The sequence below is a fragment of the Amycolatopsis sp. FU40 genome (assembly GCF_021903635.1).
In the GTDB taxonomy this organism is placed as follows: domain Bacteria; phylum Actinomycetota; class Actinomycetes; order Mycobacteriales; family Pseudonocardiaceae; genus Amycolatopsis; species Amycolatopsis dendrobii.
Genome location: NZ_CP091381.1, coordinates 1,260,277 through 1,282,093, shown reverse-complemented (window position 1 = coordinate 1,282,093; position 21,817 = coordinate 1,260,277). Strand labels below are relative to the sequence as shown.

General features: G+C 70.5%; 24 protein-coding genes. 11 read left to right on the top strand and 13 right to left on the bottom strand.

What is annotated here, in order from left to right:
* Window positions 1-166 precede the first annotated feature (166 nt).
* Together L3Q65_RS07150 and L3Q65_RS07145 are read left to right on the top strand one after the other, a co-directional pair.
* Complete coding sequence (locus tag L3Q65_RS07150; RefSeq protein WP_182891761.1) at window positions 167-607, top strand: MarR family winged helix-turn-helix transcriptional regulator; 441 nt, start codon at window positions 167-169, stop codon at window positions 605-607.
* Window positions 608-626: 19 nt separating this feature from the next.
* Window positions 627-1,184, top strand: coding sequence for an isochorismatase family protein (locus L3Q65_RS07145; RefSeq protein ID WP_182891762.1), 558 nt, complete (start codon window positions 627-629; stop codon window positions 1,182-1,184).
* A gap of 94 nt (window positions 1,185-1,278) precedes the next feature.
* Here L3Q65_RS07145 and L3Q65_RS07140 read toward each other — a convergent pair whose 3' ends face one another.
* A complete protein-coding gene (locus L3Q65_RS07140) occupies window positions 1,279-3,063 on the bottom strand; it encodes a gamma-glutamyltransferase family protein (protein WP_182891763.1) in 1,785 nt (594 codons plus the stop codon).
* A gap of 72 nt (window positions 3,064-3,135) precedes the next feature.
* On the opposite strand from L3Q65_RS07140, the gene L3Q65_RS07135 reads away from it, so the two are divergent.
* Entirely contained in the window at window positions 3,136-4,089 is a 954-nt protein-coding gene (locus L3Q65_RS07135; RefSeq protein WP_237599133.1) for a LysR family transcriptional regulator, read from the top strand.
* A gap of 73 nt (window positions 4,090-4,162) precedes the next feature.
* Here L3Q65_RS07135 and L3Q65_RS07130 read toward each other — a convergent pair whose 3' ends face one another.
* A complete protein-coding gene (locus L3Q65_RS07130) occupies window positions 4,163-5,434 on the bottom strand; it encodes a YbiU family protein (protein ID WP_182891764.1) in 1,272 nt (423 codons plus the stop codon).
* 100 nt (window positions 5,435-5,534) lie between these two features.
* On the opposite strand from L3Q65_RS07130, the gene L3Q65_RS07125 reads away from it, so the two are divergent.
* Window positions 5,535-6,623, top strand: coding sequence for an ROK family transcriptional regulator (locus L3Q65_RS07125; RefSeq protein WP_237599132.1), 1,089 nt, complete (start codon window positions 5,535-5,537; stop codon window positions 6,621-6,623).
* On the opposite strand, the gene L3Q65_RS07120 is transcribed toward L3Q65_RS07125, so the two are convergent.
* Both L3Q65_RS07120 and L3Q65_RS07115 read right to left on the bottom strand, forming a co-directional pair.
* Window positions 6,613-7,347 (bottom strand): trypsin-like serine protease, encoded by a 735-nt coding sequence (locus tag L3Q65_RS07120; RefSeq protein ID WP_237599131.1) that lies wholly within the window; start codon window positions 7,345-7,347, stop codon window positions 6,613-6,615. The genes L3Q65_RS07125 and L3Q65_RS07120 overlap by 11 nt on opposite strands.
* A gap of 123 nt (window positions 7,348-7,470) precedes the next feature.
* Window positions 7,471-8,544, bottom strand: a complete 1,074-nt coding sequence (locus L3Q65_RS07115; protein WP_237599130.1) for an ALF repeat-containing protein — start codon at window positions 8,542-8,544, stop codon at window positions 7,471-7,473.
* A 105-nt stretch (window positions 8,545-8,649) separates the two neighbouring features.
* Here L3Q65_RS07115 and L3Q65_RS07110 point away from each other — a divergent pair, with 105 nt between their 5' ends.
* The gene (locus tag L3Q65_RS07110) at window positions 8,650-8,967 is read left to right on the top strand and encodes a helix-turn-helix transcriptional regulator (RefSeq protein WP_237599129.1); all 318 of its coding nucleotides are present in this window, start codon (window positions 8,650-8,652) and stop codon (window positions 8,965-8,967) included.
* Window positions 8,964-9,368: an SRPBCC domain-containing protein gene (locus tag L3Q65_RS07105; protein ID WP_182891768.1), complete on the top strand. Its 405-nt coding sequence runs from the start codon at window positions 8,964-8,966 to the stop codon at window positions 9,366-9,368. The genes L3Q65_RS07110 and L3Q65_RS07105 overlap by 4 nt, the downstream gene beginning before the upstream one ends.
* 5 nt (window positions 9,369-9,373) lie before the next feature.
* On the opposite strand, the gene L3Q65_RS07100 is transcribed toward L3Q65_RS07105, so the two are convergent.
* Both L3Q65_RS07100 and L3Q65_RS07095 read right to left on the bottom strand, forming a co-directional pair.
* Window positions 9,374-10,015: a class I SAM-dependent methyltransferase gene (locus L3Q65_RS07100; protein WP_237599128.1), complete on the bottom strand. Its 642-nt coding sequence runs from the start codon at window positions 10,013-10,015 to the stop codon at window positions 9,374-9,376.
* 1 nt (window position 10,016) lies between these two features.
* Window positions 10,017-11,414, bottom strand: a complete 1,398-nt coding sequence (locus L3Q65_RS07095; protein ID WP_237599127.1) for an FAD-dependent monooxygenase — start codon at window positions 11,412-11,414, stop codon at window positions 10,017-10,019.
* A 111-nt stretch (window positions 11,415-11,525) separates the two neighbouring features.
* Here L3Q65_RS07095 and L3Q65_RS07090 point away from each other — a divergent pair, with 111 nt between their 5' ends.
* Both L3Q65_RS07090 and L3Q65_RS07085 read left to right on the top strand, forming a co-directional pair.
* Window positions 11,526-12,491 (top strand): Lrp/AsnC family transcriptional regulator, encoded by a 966-nt coding sequence (locus L3Q65_RS07090; RefSeq protein WP_237599126.1) that lies wholly within the window; start codon window positions 11,526-11,528, stop codon window positions 12,489-12,491.
* A gap of 137 nt (window positions 12,492-12,628) precedes the next feature.
* Entirely contained in the window at window positions 12,629-14,692 is a 2,064-nt protein-coding gene (locus L3Q65_RS07085; protein WP_182891772.1) for a phosphocholine-specific phospholipase C, read from the top strand.
* A 48-nt stretch (window positions 14,693-14,740) separates the two neighbouring features.
* Here L3Q65_RS07085 and L3Q65_RS07080 read toward each other — a convergent pair whose 3' ends face one another.
* From L3Q65_RS07080 to L3Q65_RS07060, 5 genes are read right to left on the bottom strand one after another with little or no spacing between them, the layout of a single operon-like run.
* Window positions 14,741-15,880 carry an MFS transporter gene (locus L3Q65_RS07080; RefSeq protein WP_182891773.1) on the bottom strand — a complete coding sequence of 380 codons (1,140 nt, stop codon included), beginning with the start codon at window positions 15,878-15,880 and terminating at the stop codon, window positions 14,741-14,743.
* A 9-nt stretch (window positions 15,881-15,889) separates the two neighbouring features.
* Entirely contained in the window at window positions 15,890-16,420 is a 531-nt protein-coding gene (locus tag L3Q65_RS07075; RefSeq protein WP_237599125.1) for a Chromate resistance protein ChrB, read from the bottom strand.
* A 20-nt stretch (window positions 16,421-16,440) separates the two neighbouring features.
* Window positions 16,441-16,962, bottom strand: a complete 522-nt coding sequence (locus tag L3Q65_RS07070; protein ID WP_237599124.1) for a TetR/AcrR family transcriptional regulator — start codon at window positions 16,960-16,962, stop codon at window positions 16,441-16,443.
* Complete coding sequence (locus L3Q65_RS07065; RefSeq protein WP_237599123.1) at window positions 16,959-17,153, bottom strand: DUF5708 family protein; 195 nt, start codon at window positions 17,151-17,153, stop codon at window positions 16,959-16,961. The genes L3Q65_RS07070 and L3Q65_RS07065 overlap by 4 nt, the downstream gene beginning before the upstream one ends.
* Before the next feature lie 41 nt (window positions 17,154-17,194).
* Entirely contained in the window at window positions 17,195-17,818 is a 624-nt protein-coding gene (locus L3Q65_RS07060) for a class I SAM-dependent methyltransferase (RefSeq protein ID WP_182891777.1), read from the bottom strand.
* Window positions 17,819-17,969: 151 nt separating this feature from the next.
* Between L3Q65_RS07060 and L3Q65_RS07055 the strand changes: the two genes are divergently transcribed.
* The 3 genes from L3Q65_RS07055 (at window position 17,970) to L3Q65_RS07045 (ending at window position 19,715) form a co-directional block, all read left to right on the top strand.
* Window positions 17,970-18,866 (top strand): RNA polymerase sigma-70 factor, encoded by an 897-nt coding sequence (locus L3Q65_RS07055; protein ID WP_182891778.1) that lies wholly within the window; start codon window positions 17,970-17,972, stop codon window positions 18,864-18,866.
* A 122-nt stretch (window positions 18,867-18,988) separates the two neighbouring features.
* Entirely contained in the window at window positions 18,989-19,255 is a 267-nt protein-coding gene (locus L3Q65_RS07050; protein WP_009077073.1) for a GlsB/YeaQ/YmgE family stress response membrane protein, read from the top strand.
* A gap of 178 nt (window positions 19,256-19,433) precedes the next feature.
* Complete coding sequence (locus tag L3Q65_RS07045; protein WP_182891779.1) at window positions 19,434-19,715, top strand: DUF3040 domain-containing protein; 282 nt, start codon at window positions 19,434-19,436, stop codon at window positions 19,713-19,715.
* Between the two features lie 72 nt (window positions 19,716-19,787).
* Here the strand turns inward: L3Q65_RS07045 and L3Q65_RS07040 are convergent, their stop codons facing one another.
* The gene (locus tag L3Q65_RS07040) at window positions 19,788-20,264 is read right to left on the bottom strand and encodes a hypothetical protein (protein ID WP_220507305.1); all 477 of its coding nucleotides are present in this window, start codon (window positions 20,262-20,264) and stop codon (window positions 19,788-19,790) included.
* A 317-nt stretch (window positions 20,265-20,581) separates the two neighbouring features.
* The gene (locus tag L3Q65_RS07035) at window positions 20,582-21,526 is read right to left on the bottom strand and encodes a winged helix-turn-helix domain-containing protein (RefSeq protein ID WP_237599122.1); all 945 of its coding nucleotides are present in this window, start codon (window positions 21,524-21,526) and stop codon (window positions 20,582-20,584) included.
* Between the last annotated feature and the right edge of the window lie 291 nt (window positions 21,527-21,817).

The following is a 21,817-nucleotide window of genomic DNA, read 5'->3' as shown; positions in this document are numbered from 1 at the left end:
CAGCTTCTTTCGGTCGGATGCCGGACACGGGAAAGAAGAAACCGAGCGGACTCAGTCTGGCACCGCGATACAACGTTGTAAATCTGCCGAAAGGAGGCCTCCCGGGCGCACGTCAGCGCCCTCGGCCCGCATTTGCTTATGTCAGATAGCTATGTAACATAGCGACATGCGGGACGACGAGATCGAGCGGTTGCGCACCCAGGTCAAGCTGCTCCAGCGGCGGCTGCGCCGGGAAGGCATGCCGGTCACCGGCCTGACGCTCACCGCTTTCGCCGTCCTCGGCGCGATCGCGCGGTCGCCCGAGACCGCGCAGCCGCGCCTGCTGGCCGAGCAGTTGACGATGAGCAGCCCGAACGTGTCCGCGGCACTGCGCGAACTGGCCGCGGACGACCTCATCGCCCGCACGAAAGATCCGGACGACGCGCGCAAGGTCCGCATCGTCCTGACCGGCCGCGGCCGGGAGGTCGTCGCCCGCAGCCGGCGCGAGCGCGATTCCTGGCTGGGGCGGGCCATCACGGCATTGCTCGACGACGAGGAGCAGCGGGTGCTCCGCGCCGCGGGCGAACTGATGGAGCGCCTGGCCGGTTACGAACCCCCGAACCCCTGACCCCGCAAGGAGATCCCTCATGCCCTTGAGCACCATCGACCCCGCCTGCGCGCTGATCGTCGTCGACCTGCAGAAGGGTCTCGCCGCCCATCCGGAGGTCAAGGAAATCCTCGGCAACGCGGCCGCCCTCGCCGCGGAGTTTCGCGCGCGCGAACTGCCGGTCGTCCTGGTCACCGTCGACGGCGGAGCTCCCGGACGCACGGACCAGCAGCGCCCCGGCGGCGCACCGCGTCCGGCCGATTGGGCCGAAGTCGCTCCCGAACTCGACCGCCAGCCTGGCGACCTCCACGTCACGAAGCAGCGGTGGGGCGCCTTCACCGGCACCGATCTGCACCGGCTGCTGCAAGACCGAGGCGTCACCCAGACCGTGCTCGCCGGGGTCGCGACCAGCATCGGCGTGGAGTCCACCGCCCGTTCCGCCCACGAACACGGCTACCACGTCGTGCTCGCCACCGACGCCATGGCCGACCTCGATCCCGAGGCACACCGGCACAGCATCGAACGGATCTTCCCGCGACTCGGGGAAACAGCCGCCACCGCCGACATCCTCGCCGCGCTGCGCACCCGGAACGACTGACGGACCCGCGGCAGCGCCCGGACGCGGGATTTTCTTTGTGCGAGAAGGAGAAGGGATACTCGGCGCGCGCACCGCGCTGTCCTGACCGCGCGAGTCACCGCCCAGCGGCATACCCTTGCGCACCGCGAGAATTCGCCGCCGCCGACAAAACCCCGGTCTCAGGATCCCTCGCTACCGCGCACAACCGCCCCTCCGACCACGGCTCGCCGACCGTCACGGCGTGGCCCCGGTCTTCCAGCGCGGCAATGACATCCGCCCCGATCCGCGACTCCACCGTCACGCTGCCCGCCGCCATGCCGCGCGGATAGAACGAACTCGGGAAGCTGTCGGTGTGCCAGTTCGGCGCGTCGATCGCGCCCTGCAGATCGAGCCCGCCGCGCACCTTTTCCCGCAGGGCGGTCCCGAGGAAGAAGTGGAAGTTCCACTGGTCCTGCTGGTCGCCGCCGGGGGTGCCGAACGCCATCACCGGGACGCCGTCGCGCAGGGCGAGCGACGGCGACAGCGTGGTGCGCGGCCGTTTCCCGGGGGCGAGCGAGTTCGGCAGGCCCGGGTCGAGCCACGCCATCTGCAGCCGCGTGCCCAGCGGGAAGCCCAGCTCCGGCACCACCGGGTTGGACTGCAGCCAGCCGCCGCTCGGGGTCGCGGCGATCATGTTGCCCCAGCGGTCGACGACGTCGAGGTGGCAGGTGTCGCCGCGGGTCAGGCCGTCCTTCGCGACGGTCGGCTCCCCCGCCCCGATCGCCGACGCGGTGACTCCGCCGCCCGCGACGTAGTGCACGTGCCGGCTCAGCCGGGGCGTGCGTCCCTCGGGACTGCCCGGACGCAGGTCGAAGGACGCGCGCTCGCCGATCAGCTTGCGCCGGGCCTCGGTGTACTCCGGGGAAAGCAGCGCTTCGATGGACACTTCCGTGCTGTCGCCGTACCAGGCCTCGCGGTCGGCCATCGCGAGTTTCGTGCCCTCGATGAGCCGGTGGTAGTACTCGGGCGTCGCGTACTCCAGCTCGTCCGGCAGGAGGGCGAGCTGCTGCAAAAAGGACGGACCTTGGCTCCACAGCCCGGCTTTCGCGACAGTCCAGCCGTTCCAGGTGTGGCTGACCGGGTCCTCATACGTCGCGCGGAACGCGGCGATGTCGTCGGCGGTGAGGGTGCCCGCGTGCCGTTCGCCGGAAGAGTCCATGGCCGGCTTCGCGGCGAAGGCGGCGAGTGCTTCGGCGACAAAGCCCTCGCGCCACGCCTTCCGCGCCGCCTCGATCTGTGCTTCCCGGTCGCTCCCGGCCGCCTCCGCTTCGGCGATCAATCGCCGCCAGGTTTCGGCGAGCGCGGGATTCTTCAGCAGTCCACCGGGTTTCGGCGCGAGCCCGCCCGGCAGGTACAGCTCCGCCGACGTCGTCCACTCGTTCTCGAACAGCTCGCGGACGGTTTCCACCGTCGCGCCGACGCGCTCGACCGCCGGATGGCCGTCCGCCGCGTAGTGAATGGCGTACTTGAGGACCTCGCGCAGCGGCTTCGTACCGTGGTCGTGCAGCAGGAGCAGCCACGCCTCGACCGCGCCGGGCACGGCGGCGGCGAGCGGACCGGTGCCGGGGACGAGGTCCAGGCCGAGCGAGGTGTAGTGCTCGATCGTCGCGCCGGCCGGTGCGGGGCCCTGCCCGCACAGCACCTTGGGCGCGCCGGCCGCCGGGGCGAGGATCATCGGCACTTCGCCGCCCGGACCGTTGAGATGCGGTTCGACGACGTGCAGCACGAACGCGCCGGCGACCGCGGCGTCGTAGGCGTTGCCACCGTCCTCGAGCACCGCCATCGCGGCCGCCGAAGCGAGCCAGTGGGTGGACGACACCATGCCGAAGGTGCCCTGCAACGTCGGGCGCGTCTGGACCATGGGGCCTATCGTCGCGCGCGGGCTGGCAGTACGTCAAAGACATCTGAGGCACCAGTCCGATAGCGTACCGCTATGGAACGCCGCCAGCTGGAGTACTTCGTCGCGATCGCCGAGCACGGCGGGTTCACGCACGCGGCGCGGGCGTTGCGGGTGGCGCAGCCGTCGTTGTCGCGGGCGATCGCGAAGCTCGAACAAGACCTGGGCGTCGAACTGTTCCACCGGGTCGGACGCAACGCGGTGCTGTCGAACGCCGGCGAACTGCTGGCCGAGCGCGCCCGGCTGGTGCTGCGCGACCTCGACGCCCTGCGCGCCGCCGCGCGGATGGCGGGCGACGGGCCGGCCGGGCGGATCGACGTCGCGGCCACGTCGTCGTCCGCGCTGGAGCCGGTGATCAGCATCGTCGCCGAGATGCGCACGCGGTATCCGGGCGTGCTGGTGAGCACGTCGGCGGCGTTGTCGGCGGCCGAAGTGGTCGCGATGGTCGTGCAGGGCCGGTGCGAGGCCGGGGTGTGCGGGAGCGCGGAACGCCCGGCCGGGCCGGGTCTGATCGCGCATCACCTGCGGGACGAGGAAGTGCTGCTGGTCGCTCCGCCGGGCACGGAGATCGGCTCGGACGGGGCCGTGGAGCGGGCCGAACTCAGCGGCATGCAGTTCGTGGTCACCACGTCGCCTACCGCGGTGCGCGGCTTCTTCGACCGGCTCGCGGCGAGCGTGCCGGGCCTCTCGATCGCGGCCGAAGCGGGCGACCGGAGCGTCGTGCTGCCGATGGTGCTGCGCGGGATCGGCGCGAGCCTGATGCCGGACGGCTGGGCGGACCTCGCCCGCCGGGCCGGCGCGAAGGTGCTGCGGTTCTCGCCGCCGGAGACGCTGCCGCAGTGGCTGATCTACCGGTCCGGGCCGATTACCGCGGCGACTCAGGCGTTTCTGGACATCACGCTCGCCACTGTCCCGCCAGGGGGTTCGCCGGTGCCGAAGAACCCGGCACCCGACGCCGCGATCCGTGAAGGACTCCTTGAAGGAATCTGATTCCCCCAAGGGGCCCTTCACGGACCTCGACGGGAGCGAAAGCCGCCCGCTGCCCGTATGGACTAGACCACTGTCAGCCGATTCCGAGCCCGCGCCGTCCGGTCGCGTTCAGCTGCCCGGGGGCGAACCGGTCCGGCCACGACCGCTCGTAATGCTCGGGAGGGAAGTCCGCCGGGCTGGAACCGGACTCGAACGCCTCCCGCACCGCACCGGCGTACGCCTCGTTCCGCGGGCACCACGGCGCGGCCGGGATGTACATGACATTGCCCCAGCCCTGCTGGTTCTTCACCGGCGCGACGCTGTGGATCAGATCGCAGTGCCACCATACGGAATCCCCGGCCCGCACGTCCGGAATGCCGCTGGAAGCCCGCAGCAGCAAGGAATGCCATTTCTCGCTGGCCGCGAACACCTTGTTCACCATGACGCCGCACATGTCGTCCTCGGGCACGTCGGCCAGCAGCGGACGCAGCATCAGATAACCCATCGCCTCCGGAATCGGCACCGCGTGCAGCACGCCCTGGTCGTGGTCCATGTCCGACAGCGCGGTCCAGCCCTGGAAAGTGCGGAAGACCGAGCACATCGTCGAACCCTCGAACTGCGGCCCGGCCGTGCGATGCGCGGCGTCCCACGGATCGTAGGACTCGACGGTGCCGTCGAACAGGTGCCGGAACGCCCGCTGGCAGGCCTCGGTCATCCAGAGGTCGAGCGTGCCCGGGTCGAGATGAGAGCCGAGGCCGCCGGAATCCGCGCCCGGCGGACGGCGGCGGATGCGGTCCGGGTACAGGGAATCCCGGGCGGGGTCGAACCACCGGACGCCGTCGGATTCCGAACGCCACCGCGCGTTGAGGAACGCCTGCACGCGCGCCATCCGGTCGCTTTGCCGCGCTTCCATCTGCGGGGGCGACCAGTAGATCGGGTAGATCTCCGGTCGCGAGCCGACGGTGCCGAAGAAGTTGTCGCCGGGGCCGCGGTAGTTCTCGAAGAACCGGTTGCCCTCGACGTAGCCGACGATTCCCTGGTCCCAGCCCAGCGCCTGCTCGCGCGGGAAGTGCCCGCGCACGACCAGGCAGCCGCGTTTCCGGAGCCGCGCCAGGTCGTCTTCGGAGACCCGGCCCGCCTCGATGTCGGCGTACTCCAGCACCGGCCAGATCTCCTCGCCGCGCGCTTTCGCCGCCTCGATCTCCTCGACCGCGGCGGCGACGCGAGCCTCGACGACCCCGAACACCTCTTCCACGGTGCGCCCGGACGCCTCGATCCGCGCCCGCAGCGCGGCTTTCGTCTCGCGAATCGCTGCCGGGAGGTCGTCCGGCGCGGTCTCCCAGTGCGGCAACGGGGGCAGTGGCATGGCGCTCGCTCCATTCAGGAAGGGCTCCTTACTGAACCGACGGTAGGGCCCTGCCCGGATTCAGGCAACACTCCTGACTAAATCGGCTACACTCGCGCCGATGACGCCGGCCAAGCCCTCCCTCGACCTGCTCCGGTCGCTGACCGACGAGCACGTCCTGCGGGCACTGCTCGCCGAACGACAGCTGACGCGCGCGCAAATCGCCGCCCGCACCGGCATTTCCAAGCCCGCGGTCGGCGACAGCGTCGCGCGGCTCGCCGAGGCCGGCCTGCTGCGCGACACCGGCGAACGCACCACCGGCCGCGGCCGCGTCGGCACCTACTACGCGCTGGCCGACGACCTCGGCACGGCCCTGGTGGTGAGCATCGCCCACGACGGCGCGGCAGCCGAAGCCGTCGACGTTTTCGGCGAGGTGCTCGCCCGGCACGTCGAAGACCTCGGCCGCCCGGTGCGGCCGCGGAAGGCCGCCCAGGCGCTGCGCAAGGCCTGCGCCCACGTCTCCGCCGATGCGGGACCGCTCCGGCTCGCGGTCGTCAGCGCCGCCGACCCGGTCGACCGGGCCACCGGAAAACTCGTCCACCTGCCCGATTCCCCGTTCCTGCTCGGAGAACTCTCGCCCGCCGACGTCCTCGCGCCGCTGGTCGCGGGCCCGGTCACGGTGGACAACGACGTCAACTGGGCCGCCCGCACCGAACAGGCCGCCGACGATTTCGCCTACCTCTTCCTCGGCGAAGGCCTCGGCTGCGCAGTGGTCGCCGACGGCGAAGTGCGGCGGGGACACGCCGGGTTCTCCGGAGAAATCGCGCACGTCCTCACCCGCGGCACCGGCGGCCAGGCGATGGCGTTCATCGACGTCTTCGCGGATCTCGGTGTCCGCCAGCCGGATTCGACCACGATCGACGTCGCCGCTCTCCGGACCGCGATCAAGTCCGACGAGGTCCTCGGCACCCTCGCCGAAGCGATCTGCGGCGTGCTCCTGGCCTTGGTGACCGTGTCCGACCCCGAACTCGTCGTGCTGGGCGGTCCGTGGGGCCCCGATGTACTCGACGCGGTGTCCGACCGCTTCGCGCAACTGCCGCGCCACGTCCCGCTTCGCGCCCCGCACGCCACAGATTCCCCCGCCCTGGCCGGCGCGCGCGACGAAGCCGTGCGCGCACTGCGGAGCGCCGTTTTGACGGTCAGCCCTTGATGGTCTTCTTGATCCACTCCAGCTGACCGAAGACGTCGCCGTCGGCCGCGAGGCTGCTGCGGTCGGATTTGCTGGTGACGCCCACCAGCGTGTCGCGATCGGCGGTGGACATGACCGGACCGCCGGAGTCGCCGCCCGCCGTGACGCCGGTCGTGGTCAGCGCGCAGAAATCGGTGCCGCCGGAGACTGTCATGCCGTCGCAGCGCGGGTCGTCGGGGTCGATGACCTTGGCGTCCACCTGCTTGAGGACGTCGGACTGGCAGCTGTTCTCGTCGCCGGTGCAGGTCGCGCCCCAGCCGAGCTGCCGAACCGTCTCGCCCGGACGCACCGGTCCGCCGGTCGGCAATTTCGCCGGGGTGAGGTCCATCGGGGCGACCTTGATCAGCATGATGTCGGCCAGCGTGTGGTTGTCGCGGCTGCCCGGCACCGGCCGGACGACGGCGCCGAGCCGCTGGTCGAGATTGCCGACCCGGAACTCGATCCGGGAATCGGCGATGGGCTCCGCGGCCTCGTGGAAGCAGTGGTCCGCGCTGATGATCCACTCCCGGCTGATCGCGGTCCCGGTGCATTCGGGTTTGCCGTCGACGAGCATCCGCACCGCCCACGGTCCGTAGCCGGAGACCGAACCGCCGATCACCGCCGAGGCCGGGGTCGCCACGGCGACGGCGACCAGGGCGCTGACCGGGGCCAGGACGGCCAGTCGGCGGAGTGAGCGGCGGAGCATGGCGCGGACGTCCCTTCGGCGGCTGGCGTTACAACATCAAGACGCGGCAGCTGAAGAGGGGTTGCGCCTCGTGAGTGTTGATTCCGGCGAGAACCGGCGCAGGCACTCACGAGGCATCCGGATTCAGGACTTGTCCGCCGCCTGGGCGACGAAGATCCCCGTCTCCAGGAACGCCCGCCACTCAGCCGGAGACTGGCTGTCCATCGCCCGGCGAGCCGCCGCCTGGACGTGGGTGCCCGGCGTCGAGCGGGTCCAGATCTCCCGGACCAGCGGACCCTCTTCGAGATACCTGGCGTAGCTGGCCTCGACGCCGACGACCGCGGCCGCGCGCGCCTTCAGGTCATTCACCTTGTCCTTGGCCGCGGCCTCGAAGATGCCGGCGTCGATGAACGCCCGCCGCTGCTCCGGCGTCTCGCAGGAGTACGCCGCGATCCACATCTCGGAATTGGGAGCCGCGAAGCGATACAAGACGTCTCGTACGAACTGCTCATCAGTCAACTGCGCGGCCAACCGCGCATCCATGCCCACGGCGGCGGCCGCCTTCACGCGGGCGTCGCGCAGGATCTTTTCCGCAGCCTCCTTCTCCGCCGCCTCCTTCGCCGCGTCCACATCACGCTGATGCTCGACGAAGATGCCGTGCACGATGAATTCCTTCTTCTCCGCCGGAGTCCCCTTGACGGCGGCAGCCGCGGCGGCCCGCACGAACGAATCCCTGGGGGCGTGCTCCCACAACGCGAAAACGAAATTCGGATCCTCCTGGCTCAGCAGCATCCGAGTCAGCTCGAAACCGAGCAGTGCGGCAGCGGGCTGCCGTTCCGTGCGCCGGACCTGGTACAGCGCCTCCCTGTCCAGATCCCGTTGGTGCGCCAGGTAAATCGCGGTTTCGAGGAAGTACGACGTCGAGCCGATGGTGTCCGCGTGATATGCCTCGTACCGGACTTCCTCAGCAACGTCCCCCTGTCGTTGCGCGGCCAGGTAGATCTCGTGCACGAAGTCGCTTTCGCTGAGCCGCAACAGTTCCGGGGTGATCACGAGCCCGACGACAGCGGCCGCGTTCGTGCGCACCTCCTCCGGCGTCTGCGCCACAGCGGCGATCGGAGCCGCCGTCACCGCCGCCGGAACGAGAACCCCGGTCGTCACAGTGATCGCGGCGAGGACAACCGAGGCCGCCAGTCTTCGAACTCGGGAATTCGACATAAGCGTCATACCAGGTGGATATTCCCCAGGCCGGCGGACGTTACCGATCATCGGCCGGGGTCCCGCTGGTTGACATGTCGGAAACTTCCGACATAACGTAGCGTCATGTCCGACGACGTCTTCCTCGCCCTCGCCAGTCCCGTCCGGCGGCGGCTGCTGGAGATCCTCGCGGACGGCCCCCGCACGGCGGGCGACCTCGCGGCGCGGTTCGAGCTGAGCCGTCCGGCGGTCGCCGAGCATCTCAAGGTGCTGCGGGACGCCGCGCTGGTCCGCGGCGAACCCGTGGGGCGGCAACGCTTGTACCACCTGGAAAGCGACCCGCTCGAGCAGGTCGGCGAATGGCTGCACCCGTTCGAACGGTTCTGGCGCGGCCGCCTGCGCGACCTGGCCGACCTGCTGGAAAACGAGGAGGAAAACCCGTGACCTACGCCCGGATCGGCAGTATCTCGGTCGACCAGTTCATCGCCGCCGCGCCGGAAAAGGTCTGGCGCGCGCTCACCGATCCCGAGTTGCACGCGAAGTGGTGGGCGCCCGGCGACATCGGCCCGGACGTCGGCCGCGAGTTCCGCTTGGAAATGCCCGGATTCGGCTCGATCCCTTGCCGCGTCGTCGAATCCGAGCCGCCGTCGAAGTTCGTCTACACCTTCAACGGCGACTGGACCCTCGCCTGGACGCTCGTCGCCGAGGGCCAGGGCACCCGGCTCCTGCTGCACCACTCCGGTTTCGACCTCGACGACAAACGCCAGGCCGACGCGTGCGAGCGGATGGGCCCGGGCTGGCGCGACGGCGTGCTGCCGCGGCTGGCGAAGCTGGATCTCGGCTAAGCCCCTCACGCTGGACGGCGAGCGTAGACCACCGCTTGCGGCACCTCGCTGTCCAGTTCCTCCACCCACTGCGCCTCGACGGTGAATCCGGCCTCGCGCAACCACTCCGACACTTGCGCGGGACGGCGGCGATAGACGTGCACCCGCATCGGATGTCCGCCGTACCCCCGCGTTTTCAACCGCGCCACGTCACCGACGTGGAAGCCGATCGCGACCGGCGCTCCGGGCCGCAGCACGCGGTGGAACTGCGCGAGCGCGGCGGGCGCCTCGTCGTCCGGCAGGTGGATCAGCGACCACCACGACAGCAGCCCGGCCACCGAGGCGCCGGGCAGCGGGAGCGCGGTCATCGAGGCGACCGCGAACCGCAGGCCGGGGTGTTCTTGGCGGGCCACCTCGATCATGCCGGGCGAGAGGTCGAGACCGAACGCGTCCAGGCCGAGGCCGTTCAGGTGCGCGGTGACGTGCCCGGTGCCGCAGCCGACGTCGGCCACCGGGCCGGTTTCGCGCACCAGCGACGCGAACAATCCCAACGTCATCCGCAGCGAAGGGCTTCGGGCGATCGAGTCGCGCAACCGGTCGGCGTAGCTGGCGGCGACGGTGTCGTACGAGGTCCGGGTGTCGGTCAGCCAGGTCTGCACGACGGCCACGCTAGCCCACCGGCGCACCGAACCACCGGCGAATCGCAGGCTCCAGACCGTCCGGATCGCCCGCCCACGCCACATACCCGTCCGGACGGACCAGCATCGCCTCGGCACCCGTCTCAACGCGGTCGACCCGATCCGCCCACCGGGCCGCGAGATCGCCGAACCGCCGTCCGGGATCCATGAGAACGCCGCGTCCGGCTCGCAGTTCCGGGCCGAGGCCGGGCGCGGGCAGGCCCACCAGCGGATGGTCCTCGCTGTCCGGGAGCGCGTAGCGGATTCCCATGCCGGACAGCAGGTCGTCCAGCAGATACTGAACCTCGGGCAGCCGCACCAGGTCCGCGAACAGCGACCGGGCCGCGGCCGGATCGGGGCCGACGTCCAGCAGCAGCGACTGCGCTTGGACGTTGCGCAGCACCGCCGCGCCGACCGGATGCCGTTCCGCGTGGTAGCTGTCGAGCAACCCCTCGGGCGCGGTGCCGCGCACCGCCGCGGCGAGCTTCCAGCCGAGGTTCATCGCGTCCTGGATTCCGGTGTTCATCCCTTGCGCGCCAAGGGGAAGATGCACGTGCGCGGCGTCGCCGGCGAGGAAAACGCGGCCGTGCCGGTATTGCGCGGCCTGCAGCGCGGCGTTCGTGATCCTTCGCGCGTAACGGAGTTCGACCAGTTCTACCCGGTCTCCGAAGACCGTCTTCAGCCCCGTGCGGATTTCGTCCTCGGTGACCGGGACGTCCCGTTCCAGCGACCAGCCGGGGCCGCCGAACGTCAGACGGCGCAATGGCCGTCCTTCGGCGTCGACGCCGAGCGGGAAGACCTGCGCGCGGTAGCCCTCCGGGGTGATCGTGTGCATCGGGACCTCGGCGCTCAGCCGCACGTCGGCGGCCACCGTGGTCGCCGTCCCGGGACGGCCGGAGAACTCCGCGCCGAGCAGCTTCCGGACCGTGCTCCGCCCGCCGTCGGCGGCGACCAGGTACTGGGCCCGGATCTCGGTGCCGCCGGCGAAAGTCGCCGTGACGCCGTCGGCGTCCTGTGCCAGCCCGACCAGTTCGTGGTTTCGGCGAATGGGAATGCCCCGCACGGCAAGGTGTTTCTCCAGAAAGCCTTCGATCGCCACCTGCGGGAGCGAACGCCACGGGAACCGGTGCCGCCCGCGGGCCAGCGGCAGAAGATTGCCCGCGAAATGCGCGGTGGTAACCGGATAGTCTCCAGTGGCCAGCAACGGTTCAAGAAGACCGCGCTGGTCGAACGCCTCCTGCGTGCGGGACTGCAGCCCGCCGGCCTTGGACAGTTCGCTGGCCCGCGGCAGCCGGTCCGCCAGCACACAGGACACTCCGGCAAGCTGAAGCTCGTTCGCCGTCGTCATCCCGGTCGGGCCGGCGCCGACGATGAGCACCTCGGCAGTCATGATCTCTCCCCTCGTGGGTCGGTGTTCGCGACCGACTCTCTGCCCCCGGTGGTCCGCGAGCCAGAAAGCGACCCGGATGCGGCGGATTCCGACACGGGTAGCCTCAAGAGGGTGGAATCCGACTACGATGACCTCGACCGGCAGCTCGTGCACGCCCTGCAGATCGATCCCAGGTCCCCGTTCAGCGCGATCGCCGAGGCGCTCGGCGTGTCGGATCGCACCGTCGCCCGCCGCTACGCCCGGCTTCGGTCAACCGGAGCGGTCCGGGTCATCGGCGGCGTCAACGAGGCGGCTTTCGGTGCGGTGCAGTGGTTCCTGCGCATCCGGTGCGCGCCCGCCGCAGCAGGCGCGGTCGCCGAGGCACTCGCGCGGCGACCGGACACCGCCTGGGTGAGCCTGACCTCCGGCGGCACGGAAATCACCTGCACAGTCCGCCTCGAAAGCGCAGCCGACAGCGAAGCGTTGCTGCTGGCCAAACTCCCCCGCACGCCCCGCGTCGAAGGCGTCACCGCCCATTCGGTGCTGCACGCGTTCTACGGCGGCTCCGACAGCGTCGTCGCCAAAATCGGCATCCTGGACGACGCCGCCATTACCCGGTTGCGCCCGCGGCCGCTCCCCCTCCGGCCCGGCCCGGGGACGCTCGACGACGGCGACCGCAAGCTCCTCGCCGCTCTCGCCGACGACGGGCGCGCCGGATTCGAACAGCTCGCCGCCGCCACCGGCTGGTCCCCGACCACCGTCCGCCGGCGCATGGCGGAATTGCGCGAACGGGACGTGCTGTACTTCGACCTGGACCTCGACTGGCGGTTGTACGGCAAGGGAATCCGGACCCTGCTGTGGCTTTCGGTCGCCCCGGCGGCCCTGGCGGAAACGGGCACCGCGCTCGCCGCGCACCCGGAGGTCGCGTACGCCGCCGCGACCACCGGCCCGACCAACCTGTACGCGACGGTGGTCTGCGCCAGCCACCAGGAGCTGTACCGTTACCTCACCACCAGCGTCGCCGCGCTCCCCGCGGTCGCCCACGTGGAAACGGCACCGGTGATCAAAACGGTGAAACAGGCAGCGAACCGGCTGTGACGCAGTACAAACGGGCGCCATCCCGGTCGGCGGTTGACAGCGCGCGGACGATCCGTCAATGATTCGTTCGGCTTTTCCCGGTGGGAAATTCCCGCACGCGTCCGCGAACTGTCCCCGACTTTTTCCAGGAGACACCGATGTCATCGGTCAGCCGTCGCCGATTCATGCAACTCGCCGCCGCCACCGCCGCCGGCACGGCTCTGCCCGCGAGCATCGCGCGGGCGGCTTCGGTGCCGGCCGCCGTGCGCACCGGCACTCTCGCGGACGTCGAGCACGTTGTCGTGCTGATGCAGGAAAACCGGTCTTTCGACCACTATTTCGGGACCCTCAACGGCGTCCGCGGCTTCGGCGACCCCCGGCCGGTTTCGCTGCCGAACGGGAAACCGGTGTGGAACCAGGCCGACTCCTCCGGTGCTGAGACACTGCCGTTCCGGCCCGCCGAGGACAACCTGGGCCTCACCTTCATCGAGGACCTCAACCACGACTGGAACGGCACGCACACCGCGTGGAGCACCGGCCGGTGGGACAAGTGGATCCCGGCGAAAACCAGCACCACGATGGCGTATCTGACGCGCAAGGACATCCCGTTCCACTACGCGCTCGCCGACGCGTTCACCATTTGCGACGGCTATCACTGCTCGATGCTGTCCTCGACCGACCCGAACCGGTACTACATGTACACCGGCTGGACCGGAAACGACGGTTCGGGCAACGGACCGGTGCTGGGGAATGAAGAATCCGGCTACGGCTGGACCAGCTTCCCGGAAATCCTGGAAAAGGCCGGGGTTTCGTGGAAGATCTACCAGGACGTCGGCAACGGTCTCGACAAGGAGCACAAGTGGGGCTGGACCGATGACGCGTACATCGGCAATTACGGCGACAACTCCTTGCTTTACCTGACCCAGTACCAGAAATCCGCTCCAGGCACGCCGCTCTACGACAAGGCGCGCACCGGAACGCGGGCCGCCGCGGGCGACGGTTTCTTCGACCACCTCACCTCGGACGTCAAGGCGGACCGCCTGCCGCAGGTTTCCTGGATCGTGGCCCCGGAAGCGTACTGCGAACATCCGGCGTGGCCCGCCAATTACGGCGCCTGGTATGTCTCCGGCGTGCTCGACGCGCTCACCTCGAACCCGGAGGTGTGGAGCAAAACCGTCCTGCTCATCACCTACGACGAGAACGACGGGTTCTTCGACCACGTCGTCCCGCCGTATCCGCCGCGCGACGCGAACTGGGGCAAATCGACGGCGAGCGTCGCCGGGGAATGGTACGAGAGCGGCGCGGCCGCGTCGTACACGAAGGGAATGCCTTACGGACTCGGCCCGCGAGTGCCGCTGCTGGCGGTCTCGCCGTGGAGCACCGGCGGCTGGGTCTGTTCGCAGACTTTCGACCACACCTCGCTGATCCAGTTCGTGGAAAAGCGATTCGGCGTGCACAACCCGAACATTTCGCCGTGGCGCCGCGCGGTGTGCGGGGACCTCACGTCCGCGTTCGACTTCACCGGGGCCAACAGCGGCGTCCCGGCGTTGCCCGGCACCGGCGACTACCAGCCGCCCGCCGACCACAGCACCCCGCCGACCTACCACCCGGTGCCGCCGTCGAACGGTTCGCTCCCGAAGCAGGAACCCGGCGCCCGCAAAGCCCGCGCGCTGCCGTACGACCTGGCCGCGGACACCGAAGCCCGCGACGGCCGGATGTACCTCACCTTCACCAACCTCGGCGACGCCGGAGCGGGATTCCACGTGACGTCCCGGATGCGCTCGGACGGGCCGTGGCCGTACACCGTGGAAGGCCACAAGTCGGTTTCCGACAGCTGGCACCTGCCGAGCGGCGCGGGAGATTGGTACCAGTACTCGGTTTTCGGCCCGAACGGCTGGCTCCGCGAACAGGCCGGGACAATCGGCGGCTTGGGCCCGGAAGTCACCGCACGGCACGACGCGGGGTATGTGACGGTGACCTTTACGAACCCGACCAGCCGGACGGTCACCTTCACCGGCGTCGACGCATACGCGCCCGCCGAGGCTTACCAGTACACGCTCGCCCCTGGCACGTCACGCGCGGTGCCGAAGTGGGGCGTGGCCGACGGCTGGTACGACATCACGGTGAAGGCGGATCACGACGGGCAGTACGTCCGGCGGTTCGCCGGCCACGCGGAGACTGGCCAACCCTCCACAAGCGACCCCGCCATCGCGACAAGCTGATCGCTCGTGAAGGGAACCCTGAGGGACTGAGATTCCCCCAGGGTCCCCTCACGGCTTTCGGAAGCCAGCCACGAGCAAGACGACCGCGGCCAGTACAGCCGCCAGCCCGCCGAACCCCGCCGCCAACGTCGCCGCCGACGCGATCGCGCCGACCAGCAGCGGTCCGCCCGCGTCGCCCAGTTCCCGGCCGACCTCGGCCGCCCCCATCGTCTGCCCGAGACGTTCCTTCGGTGCGGAACCGGCCAGATGCGCGAACCCGATCGGCGTCGCCGCCCCGACCCCGACGCCGATCGCCACGGCCGCGGCCACCACCCCCACGACACCCGGCACGAACGCGCCCAATGCCAGCCCGGCGGCGGTGAGCAGCAGCCCGCCGGCCATCCCCCACCCGTCGGGGATCCGCCCGGCGTCCCGGAGCCGCCCGGCCCACGGCTGCACCAGCGCGGAGCACAACGCCAGCACCGACACCACCGCGCCGGTCGCCACTGTGCCGAGTCCGCTCGCCGCCCCGGTGACCGGCAGGAATCCGACGCCCACCGCGAGCGCGCCGGTCGTTCCGGCCAGCACCGCGGTCGGCCGCAAGAACCCAGGTTCAGCGAGCCGGCGGGCCAGGTCGAGAACGGTCTGACGCTGCCGCGGCAACGGTTCCGGCGCGGGCACCGCCAGCGCGGCCCACCCGGCGACCACGAAAGCCAGCACCGCCAGCGTGCCGAACAGCAAGGAAAACCCGCCCAGTGCGATCAGCACGCCGCCGAGCAACGGGCCCAGCGTGTACCCGATGCTCTTCCACGCGCCGTAACCGCCGAACGCGCGACCCTGCCGTTTCGTCGGCGACAACCGCGCGACGAGCGCCCCGGCAGCAGGCGAGAAGGCTGCCGCGGCCGCGCCCTGACCGAACCGTGCCAGCCCGACCGCCGCCGGGTTTCCCGCGACCACGAAGGCCGCGGACGCGAGCGCGAACGCCAGCAACCCGCCGAGCAGGACCGGCCGCGGCCCGATCCGGTCGGCCAGCGAGCCGAACACCGGCTTCAGCACGACCTCGGCGCCGTCGTAGACCGCGAGCAGCAATCCCAGGGTCAGCAAGGAATCGCCGTGCGTGTACGCGCCGAGGCTGGCGGCGATGCTGTGTGCCCCGAACGCGGTGACGAACCCGGCGGCGTACAGCGGACGCAGCTCAGCAGAACGCATCGGAAACCTTCACATCTGGTGCAGGGCTTGGAAAACCTGCTCGGTGTAGTCCGCGAGCCGCTCTGCGCAGTGCTGCAGCCGCTGCTCGGCCTCCACCGCCGAAGGCGCGCCGAACACGTCCCTCGCCTTCAGATCCCGATGCCACCGCCGCAACCGCTCGAGGCTCTGCTCTTCCTCTTCCAGTTCGGCCATCGTGAACTTGCCGATCCGGATTTCCTTGTCGATCTCGGCATCGAACTTCCCGCAGTCGGCAAGGAACTCCGCCCACTCCTCTTCCCGCTCGGCGGTGAACAGCTCCACCAGGCGCGAACCGTCCCGTTCCGCGGCGTCGAGCGTGATCACCTCGCCCTCGCCGCGTTCGGCCAGTTCGCCGACCCGCGCGACGCCACCGGCGAACCCGGGCACGTCCGGCACCGCCCAGGCGCCCTGCCCGAGCGACAACGCGCCTACCCGCCGCAGCTCACGCCACACGGCGACCCGATGCCGCGACGGTCCGGACGGCACCCGCACCACCAGCACCAGCCACTTGTCGCCTGCCACAGCACTGAATGTATCACGTGTTACATCTGCTCAGGTAGCGCCGCCAGGAACGCGCCGACCGTTCGATCCGCTAGCGCCTGACGCTCCGCCATCGGCAGCGAGAGACACTGCAGCGTCACGCCGTCGATCATCGCGAGCACCTGCGCCGCCACGTTCTCGGACAACCCAGCGTCGACACACCACTGCCGCAGTTCACGGTCGAGGTTCGCGTTTTCCTTCTGCAGCACCGGATCCACGACGGCCGCCGCCGCGTACGCGAGCCACACCCTGGCCCGCCGCGCGCGCGGTTCGTCCAGCGGCAGCCACAGTTCGACGAAACCGGCGATCGATTTCGGTTGCGCCGCTTCGATTTCGGCCAGGAACTGCTCGCCCGCGTACTCGAAACCGGCGCGCACGAGGTCGTTCTTCGTCCGGTAGTAGTACTGCACCTGCGCTGGGGAAACACCCGCCGCCGCGGCGACCGTCCGCACGCTGAGCGCGCCGATTCCCTGCTCGGCCAGCACATTCAGCACCGCATCGAGCACGTGGGCGGCACGCTTCACCGCCGGGACGCCCCCGTGCGCGCCCGCCACGCGACCGCGATCAGCTCAAGCACCCCGATCACTCCCACGACCACGCCGACCTGCCGCAACCCGATCACCGGCGTCTCGACGTCGTGGAACCCGAAGTACAGCACCGCACCGACGACCACCATCAGCACGCCGACCAGGACCTGTCCCCTCGCGCCGTTCATCGCACCCCTCCTATACGAACGTACAATACGACCGTACAGGCTCAGCCGGCTTTCCGCGCGGCCACCCGCTCGACGATCCCGGCCTTGCTCCGCTCCGCCCGCTCCACTTCGAAGCCTGCCGCGGCGAGCAACGGCAGCGGCCGGCGCGTCAGGTAGTCCCCCAGCCGGGACACGGTCAGCTTCTCCAGGAGCCGCTGACCAGCGAGAACGAACCGGCGATGGCTGCCGACGTGGTCCAGCAGCAACAACCGCCCGCCCGGCCGAAGCACCCGGTGCATCTCCGCGATCGCGCCGCGTTCGTCCGGGACGCCGCACAGCCCGAGCGTGCAGACGACCGTGTCGAATGCGCTGTCCGGGAAGGGAAGAGACTGCGCGTCGGCCTCGGTCAGCGTCGCCTCGCGGCCGGTCTCGGCGGCCCGGCGGCGGGCGAGGTCCAGCATCGACGGGCTGAGGTCGATCCCGGTCAACCGCACGTCCGGCGGGTACAACGGCAGATTCCGGCCGGTCCCCACGGCGACCTCCAGCACCTCTCCCGAGGCCTGCCCGCACACCCATTCGCGGCCGTCGGCCAGCAGCGCCCGCTCGAACCACGCGATGTCCCGGTCGTAGCGCGGCGCGGCCTCGTCCCACGTCCGCCGCAGCCAGTCCGGTCCCCGTTCCGCCATCGTCGCGAACTCCTCTCCGCCGAGGTCCTCTCCGGCTACCCTCGCATCCCGTGAGGGGCTTCGACTACGACGCCGGCCGGACCTGATGTCACAAACTCCCGGCGGCCGGCGTCCTATGGCCGATCGAGCCCAGAACGCGAAGGAGCCACCCATGACAGCGCCCGGCGAAGCGAGCCCGGACCTCGCCACCGAGACCTTCCTCGCCCACCGGAACCTGCTGTTCACCGTGGCCTACGAGATGCTCGGCTCGGCCGCCGACGCCGAGGACGTGCTGCAGGAAACCTGGCTCAAGTGGGCCGGGGTCAACCTCGAGGAGATCCGCGAGCACCGCGCCTACCTGGTCCGGATCACCACCCGCCAGGCGCTGACCCGGCTGCGCACGCTCGGCAGGCGCAAGGAGTCCTACGTCGGCACCTGGCTGCCCGAGCCGCTGCTCACCGCGCCGGACGTCGCCGAGGACGTCGAACTCGCCGACAGCGTCTCGATGGCGATGCTGCTGGTGCTCGAAACGCTGCGGCCGACCGAGCGCGCGGTGTTCGTGCTGCGCGAGGTCTTCGACGTGCCCTACGACGAAATCGCCGAAGCCGTCGGCAAAACCCCGGCCGCGGTGCGGCAGATCGGGCACCGGGCGCGGTCGCACGTCTCGGCCCGCCGTCCGCGCGGCGACGTCACGCCCGCCGAGACCCGCGGCGCGCTCGACGCGTTCCAGAAGGCCGTCGAAACCGGCGACCTGCAAGGGCTGCTGGATCTGCTCGCACCGGACGTCGTCTTCCTCGGCGACGGCGGCGGCGTCAAACAGGCGGTGCCGCGGCCGATCGTCGGCGCGGACAAGGTCGCGCGGCTGCTGGCCGCCGGGCACGTCCGGCTCCCCGAGCCGCTGCGTCCGACGCAGGTCAACGGGCACCCGGCGCTGGTGCTGAAGCTCGACGGCGAGGTCGACACCGTGCTCACGCTGCGCATCGACGAGGGCAAGATCACCGGCCTGTACGCGGTGCGGAATCCGGCGAAGCTGTCGCACATGGACACGGAAACGGCCCTTCGCCGCTGACTTCCGCCGGTGCTACGGACAGTAGCCCCGGCACTGGCGCGCGCCACCCGGTCGGACCATGCCATCCTGGTCCGGCCAGGGGCGGCCCGACGGGCCGCCGCCGTACCGAGGAGAGGACCGACGTGGGCGTTGTCAGCTGGATCGTGCTGGGCCTGATCGCCGGATTGATCGCGAAGGCCCTCATGCCGGGCAAGGACCCGGGCGGCTGCATCATCACCATCCTGCTCGGGATCGGAGGCGCGTTCGTGGGCGGCTGGATCGGCAAAACGCTGTTCCACACCCAGCTCGGGACGTTCTTCGACCTGCGCACGTGGGGTCTCGCGGTGCTCGGCGCGCTGGTCATCCTGACCGGCTACCGGCTCATCGTGGGCGGCCGCCGCCGCGACTGACCCGCACCGGCGGCCCGCTGCCGAGTGCGGCGGGCCGCCCTCGCTCCGCCGAGGGTTCGCCCCGTCCGCCGGCTCACCCGCACGGGGCTTCGAATCGAACTCAGCCCCGGATTCCGGCCGCGTTTCGTGGCAGAATCAGCGGAGAAAGTCCCGGCAAGGTCGACGGGCGGAGCGGACGATGGCGCTGCGCGACCACGAACAACATCAGCTGGACGAGATCGAGCGCTGCCTCGCCCAGGAAAATCCACGCCTTGCCCGCCGGTTCGAGAAGTTCCGCCCGATGCCCGCGGTCACCTTCGCCGCGGCCGCACTCGGAGTGCTCAGCGTGTTCCTGACCGGGCTGGTCACCCTGGTGGTCGGGTTCGGGATGGGCTCGGTGGCGCCGATCGCGGTGGGCGCGGTGCTCACGACGGCGATTCCGCTCGCGATCGTCTGGTTCTACCGCTGTCACTGGCGCTGACGTCCCGCCCCGCGCCGACGGTCCGGCACGCGATGCCGAAGTCCGGGAGCAGTGGGCGCGGTCGGCGGTCTCTCAGGCGGCGCGTCCTCGCGCGAACCGGCGGTACAGCGCGAATCCCGCTATCGCGGTAACCAGTTCCCAGGCGATCGTCGTGATCACCGACACCGACAGCACGTCGAGGCGGTCCGGCGACGAGGACCGGAGCTGGCCCCGTGCGTCGACGCGGACGCGGGTCAGGCCGCGCGCCGCCGGGTCGGAGCGCAGCGGGATGTCCGCTTGCTCGACGCCGCCGTCCGGTGCGGTCCACGTGACGCGCCGCGTGTCGGGCATCGCGGCGCCCTCGCTCCCGCGCAGCGCGCCGGATCCGGGCTCGACGGAGGCGACGACGGACCGGCCGGGCGCACGGGCGATCGCCGCCGAGCCCTGCCGGTGGATCCACAGCCCCAGGCACAGCCCGGCCACCGCCGAGACCGCGACGGCCGCGGCCAGGACGGAAAGGAGGAACACGCGCCCGCGCACCGCGGACGCGCGGAAACCACCAGAAGCCATGCCCCGAGAATGCCGCGAAAACCGGGATCTTGGCAGGGTTTGCGGACAACTGTGCCCAAGTCGCAGGAAAGAGCGCCCGCCGTGGGCAATCGAAACCTGGACGATGTCCGATTTCACCCGTTCTTTTCACTCATTCGTGGGTAACGACACACCGAGGCAACCCCGATGCCGCAGCCGGATCGGCGATCCGCGCGCCATTCCGCACCGACGGAAGCGCTCAGTACCGAGCCGTCAGCCGATCGTGCTGACACGTCGTTTATTGCCGCCGTCTTCCGTTAGTACGTGGAATTCTCCCCGGCGCGCACAATCATTCCCCGTCACCCGCCGGACGCGCTCAGCAACGCCTGTCCGGTGGCCGTCACCGCGTGCCGGACGGTCTTCCCGTCCTGCTGGCTCTCCACCAATCCCGCGCGGCGCAGAACACCCGCGTGCTTGCTCGCGGCGACCGGGGTCACGCCGATCTCCCCGGCCAGTTCGGCGGTGGACAGCGGGACCGCCAGCGCGTGCAGCGCGCGGGCACGGGTCGCGCCGAGCAGGTCCGGCAGCGGGTCCTGGGCGGTATCGCCCGAGGTGAGCGCGCGCTCCGCGGACCGGACCAGTACCACCGGCGGCTCTGGTCCGGTCGCCGGATCCGGTTCCACGACGCGGAAATAGGCCGGGATCACGAGCAACCCTCCGAAGTAGACACTGCGGTCCGCGAGAGGCTCGCCGGAGAATTCCGTGCGCTCCCAGGGAATCGCCGCTCCGGCCTGTTCGGTGCGGACGGCCGGCGTCTGCCGCGCGAGGCCGTACGACGTGAGCGCCGACCCGAGCAGCGCACGCGCCCCGTCCGCCAGTTCCCCGACCCACGACGGCGCGACCCCGTGCACGAAGAACGTCTGAAGGTCGGCGCGCAGCCTCGTTTTCTCCACGCGCACGACGCCGTCGCCCGCGACCGGGCCGATCTCCCGCTGCCGCTCCGCCGGTCTCAGCACCCCCGTGCGGCGGACCGCCGCTTCGCCGCCGCCGGACTGCCCGCCGGACGGCAGCGCCTTGACGGCCCGGTTGCGGAACTCCAGCGCGGGCACCGGACGGGGTTGCGGAAGCAGCCCCTCCCGGCGAAGCTGCTTGCGGGCACGCGCGGACCAGACCCGCAGCCCGCCCGCCGGGCGGCGGCTCTGCAGCGCGGTGAGGCTCAGCACCAGTTCCCACAGCGGATCGGGGCCGGTGCGCCGCCTCGTCCGGCCGAAATCGTCGTCGGTGAAATGAATGCGCAACGCCATGTGCTCCCCCTGCCCCCCGACATGGTTGCACTTCCAGGGTGCCGCGCGAATGCTCCGCTGTCCAGGCGATTGTTCGATCGGGGGAAAGAACCCACCGAATGCGAGCGAATCTCGCTGAATCAGGTGGCCCTTCCGCGGACTGTCAGTCGCGCTAATCGGCATCCGCATTCGGCGCGCGTGCGGCGTGCACGCCCGGATGCACCCGGATCCAGGCTGTGCAGGCGGGCTTCCGGGCGAGCGGGCGGCGCGGCGGAGTGCCGGCGGACCAGCAGTTCCCGACATTTGCCGCAG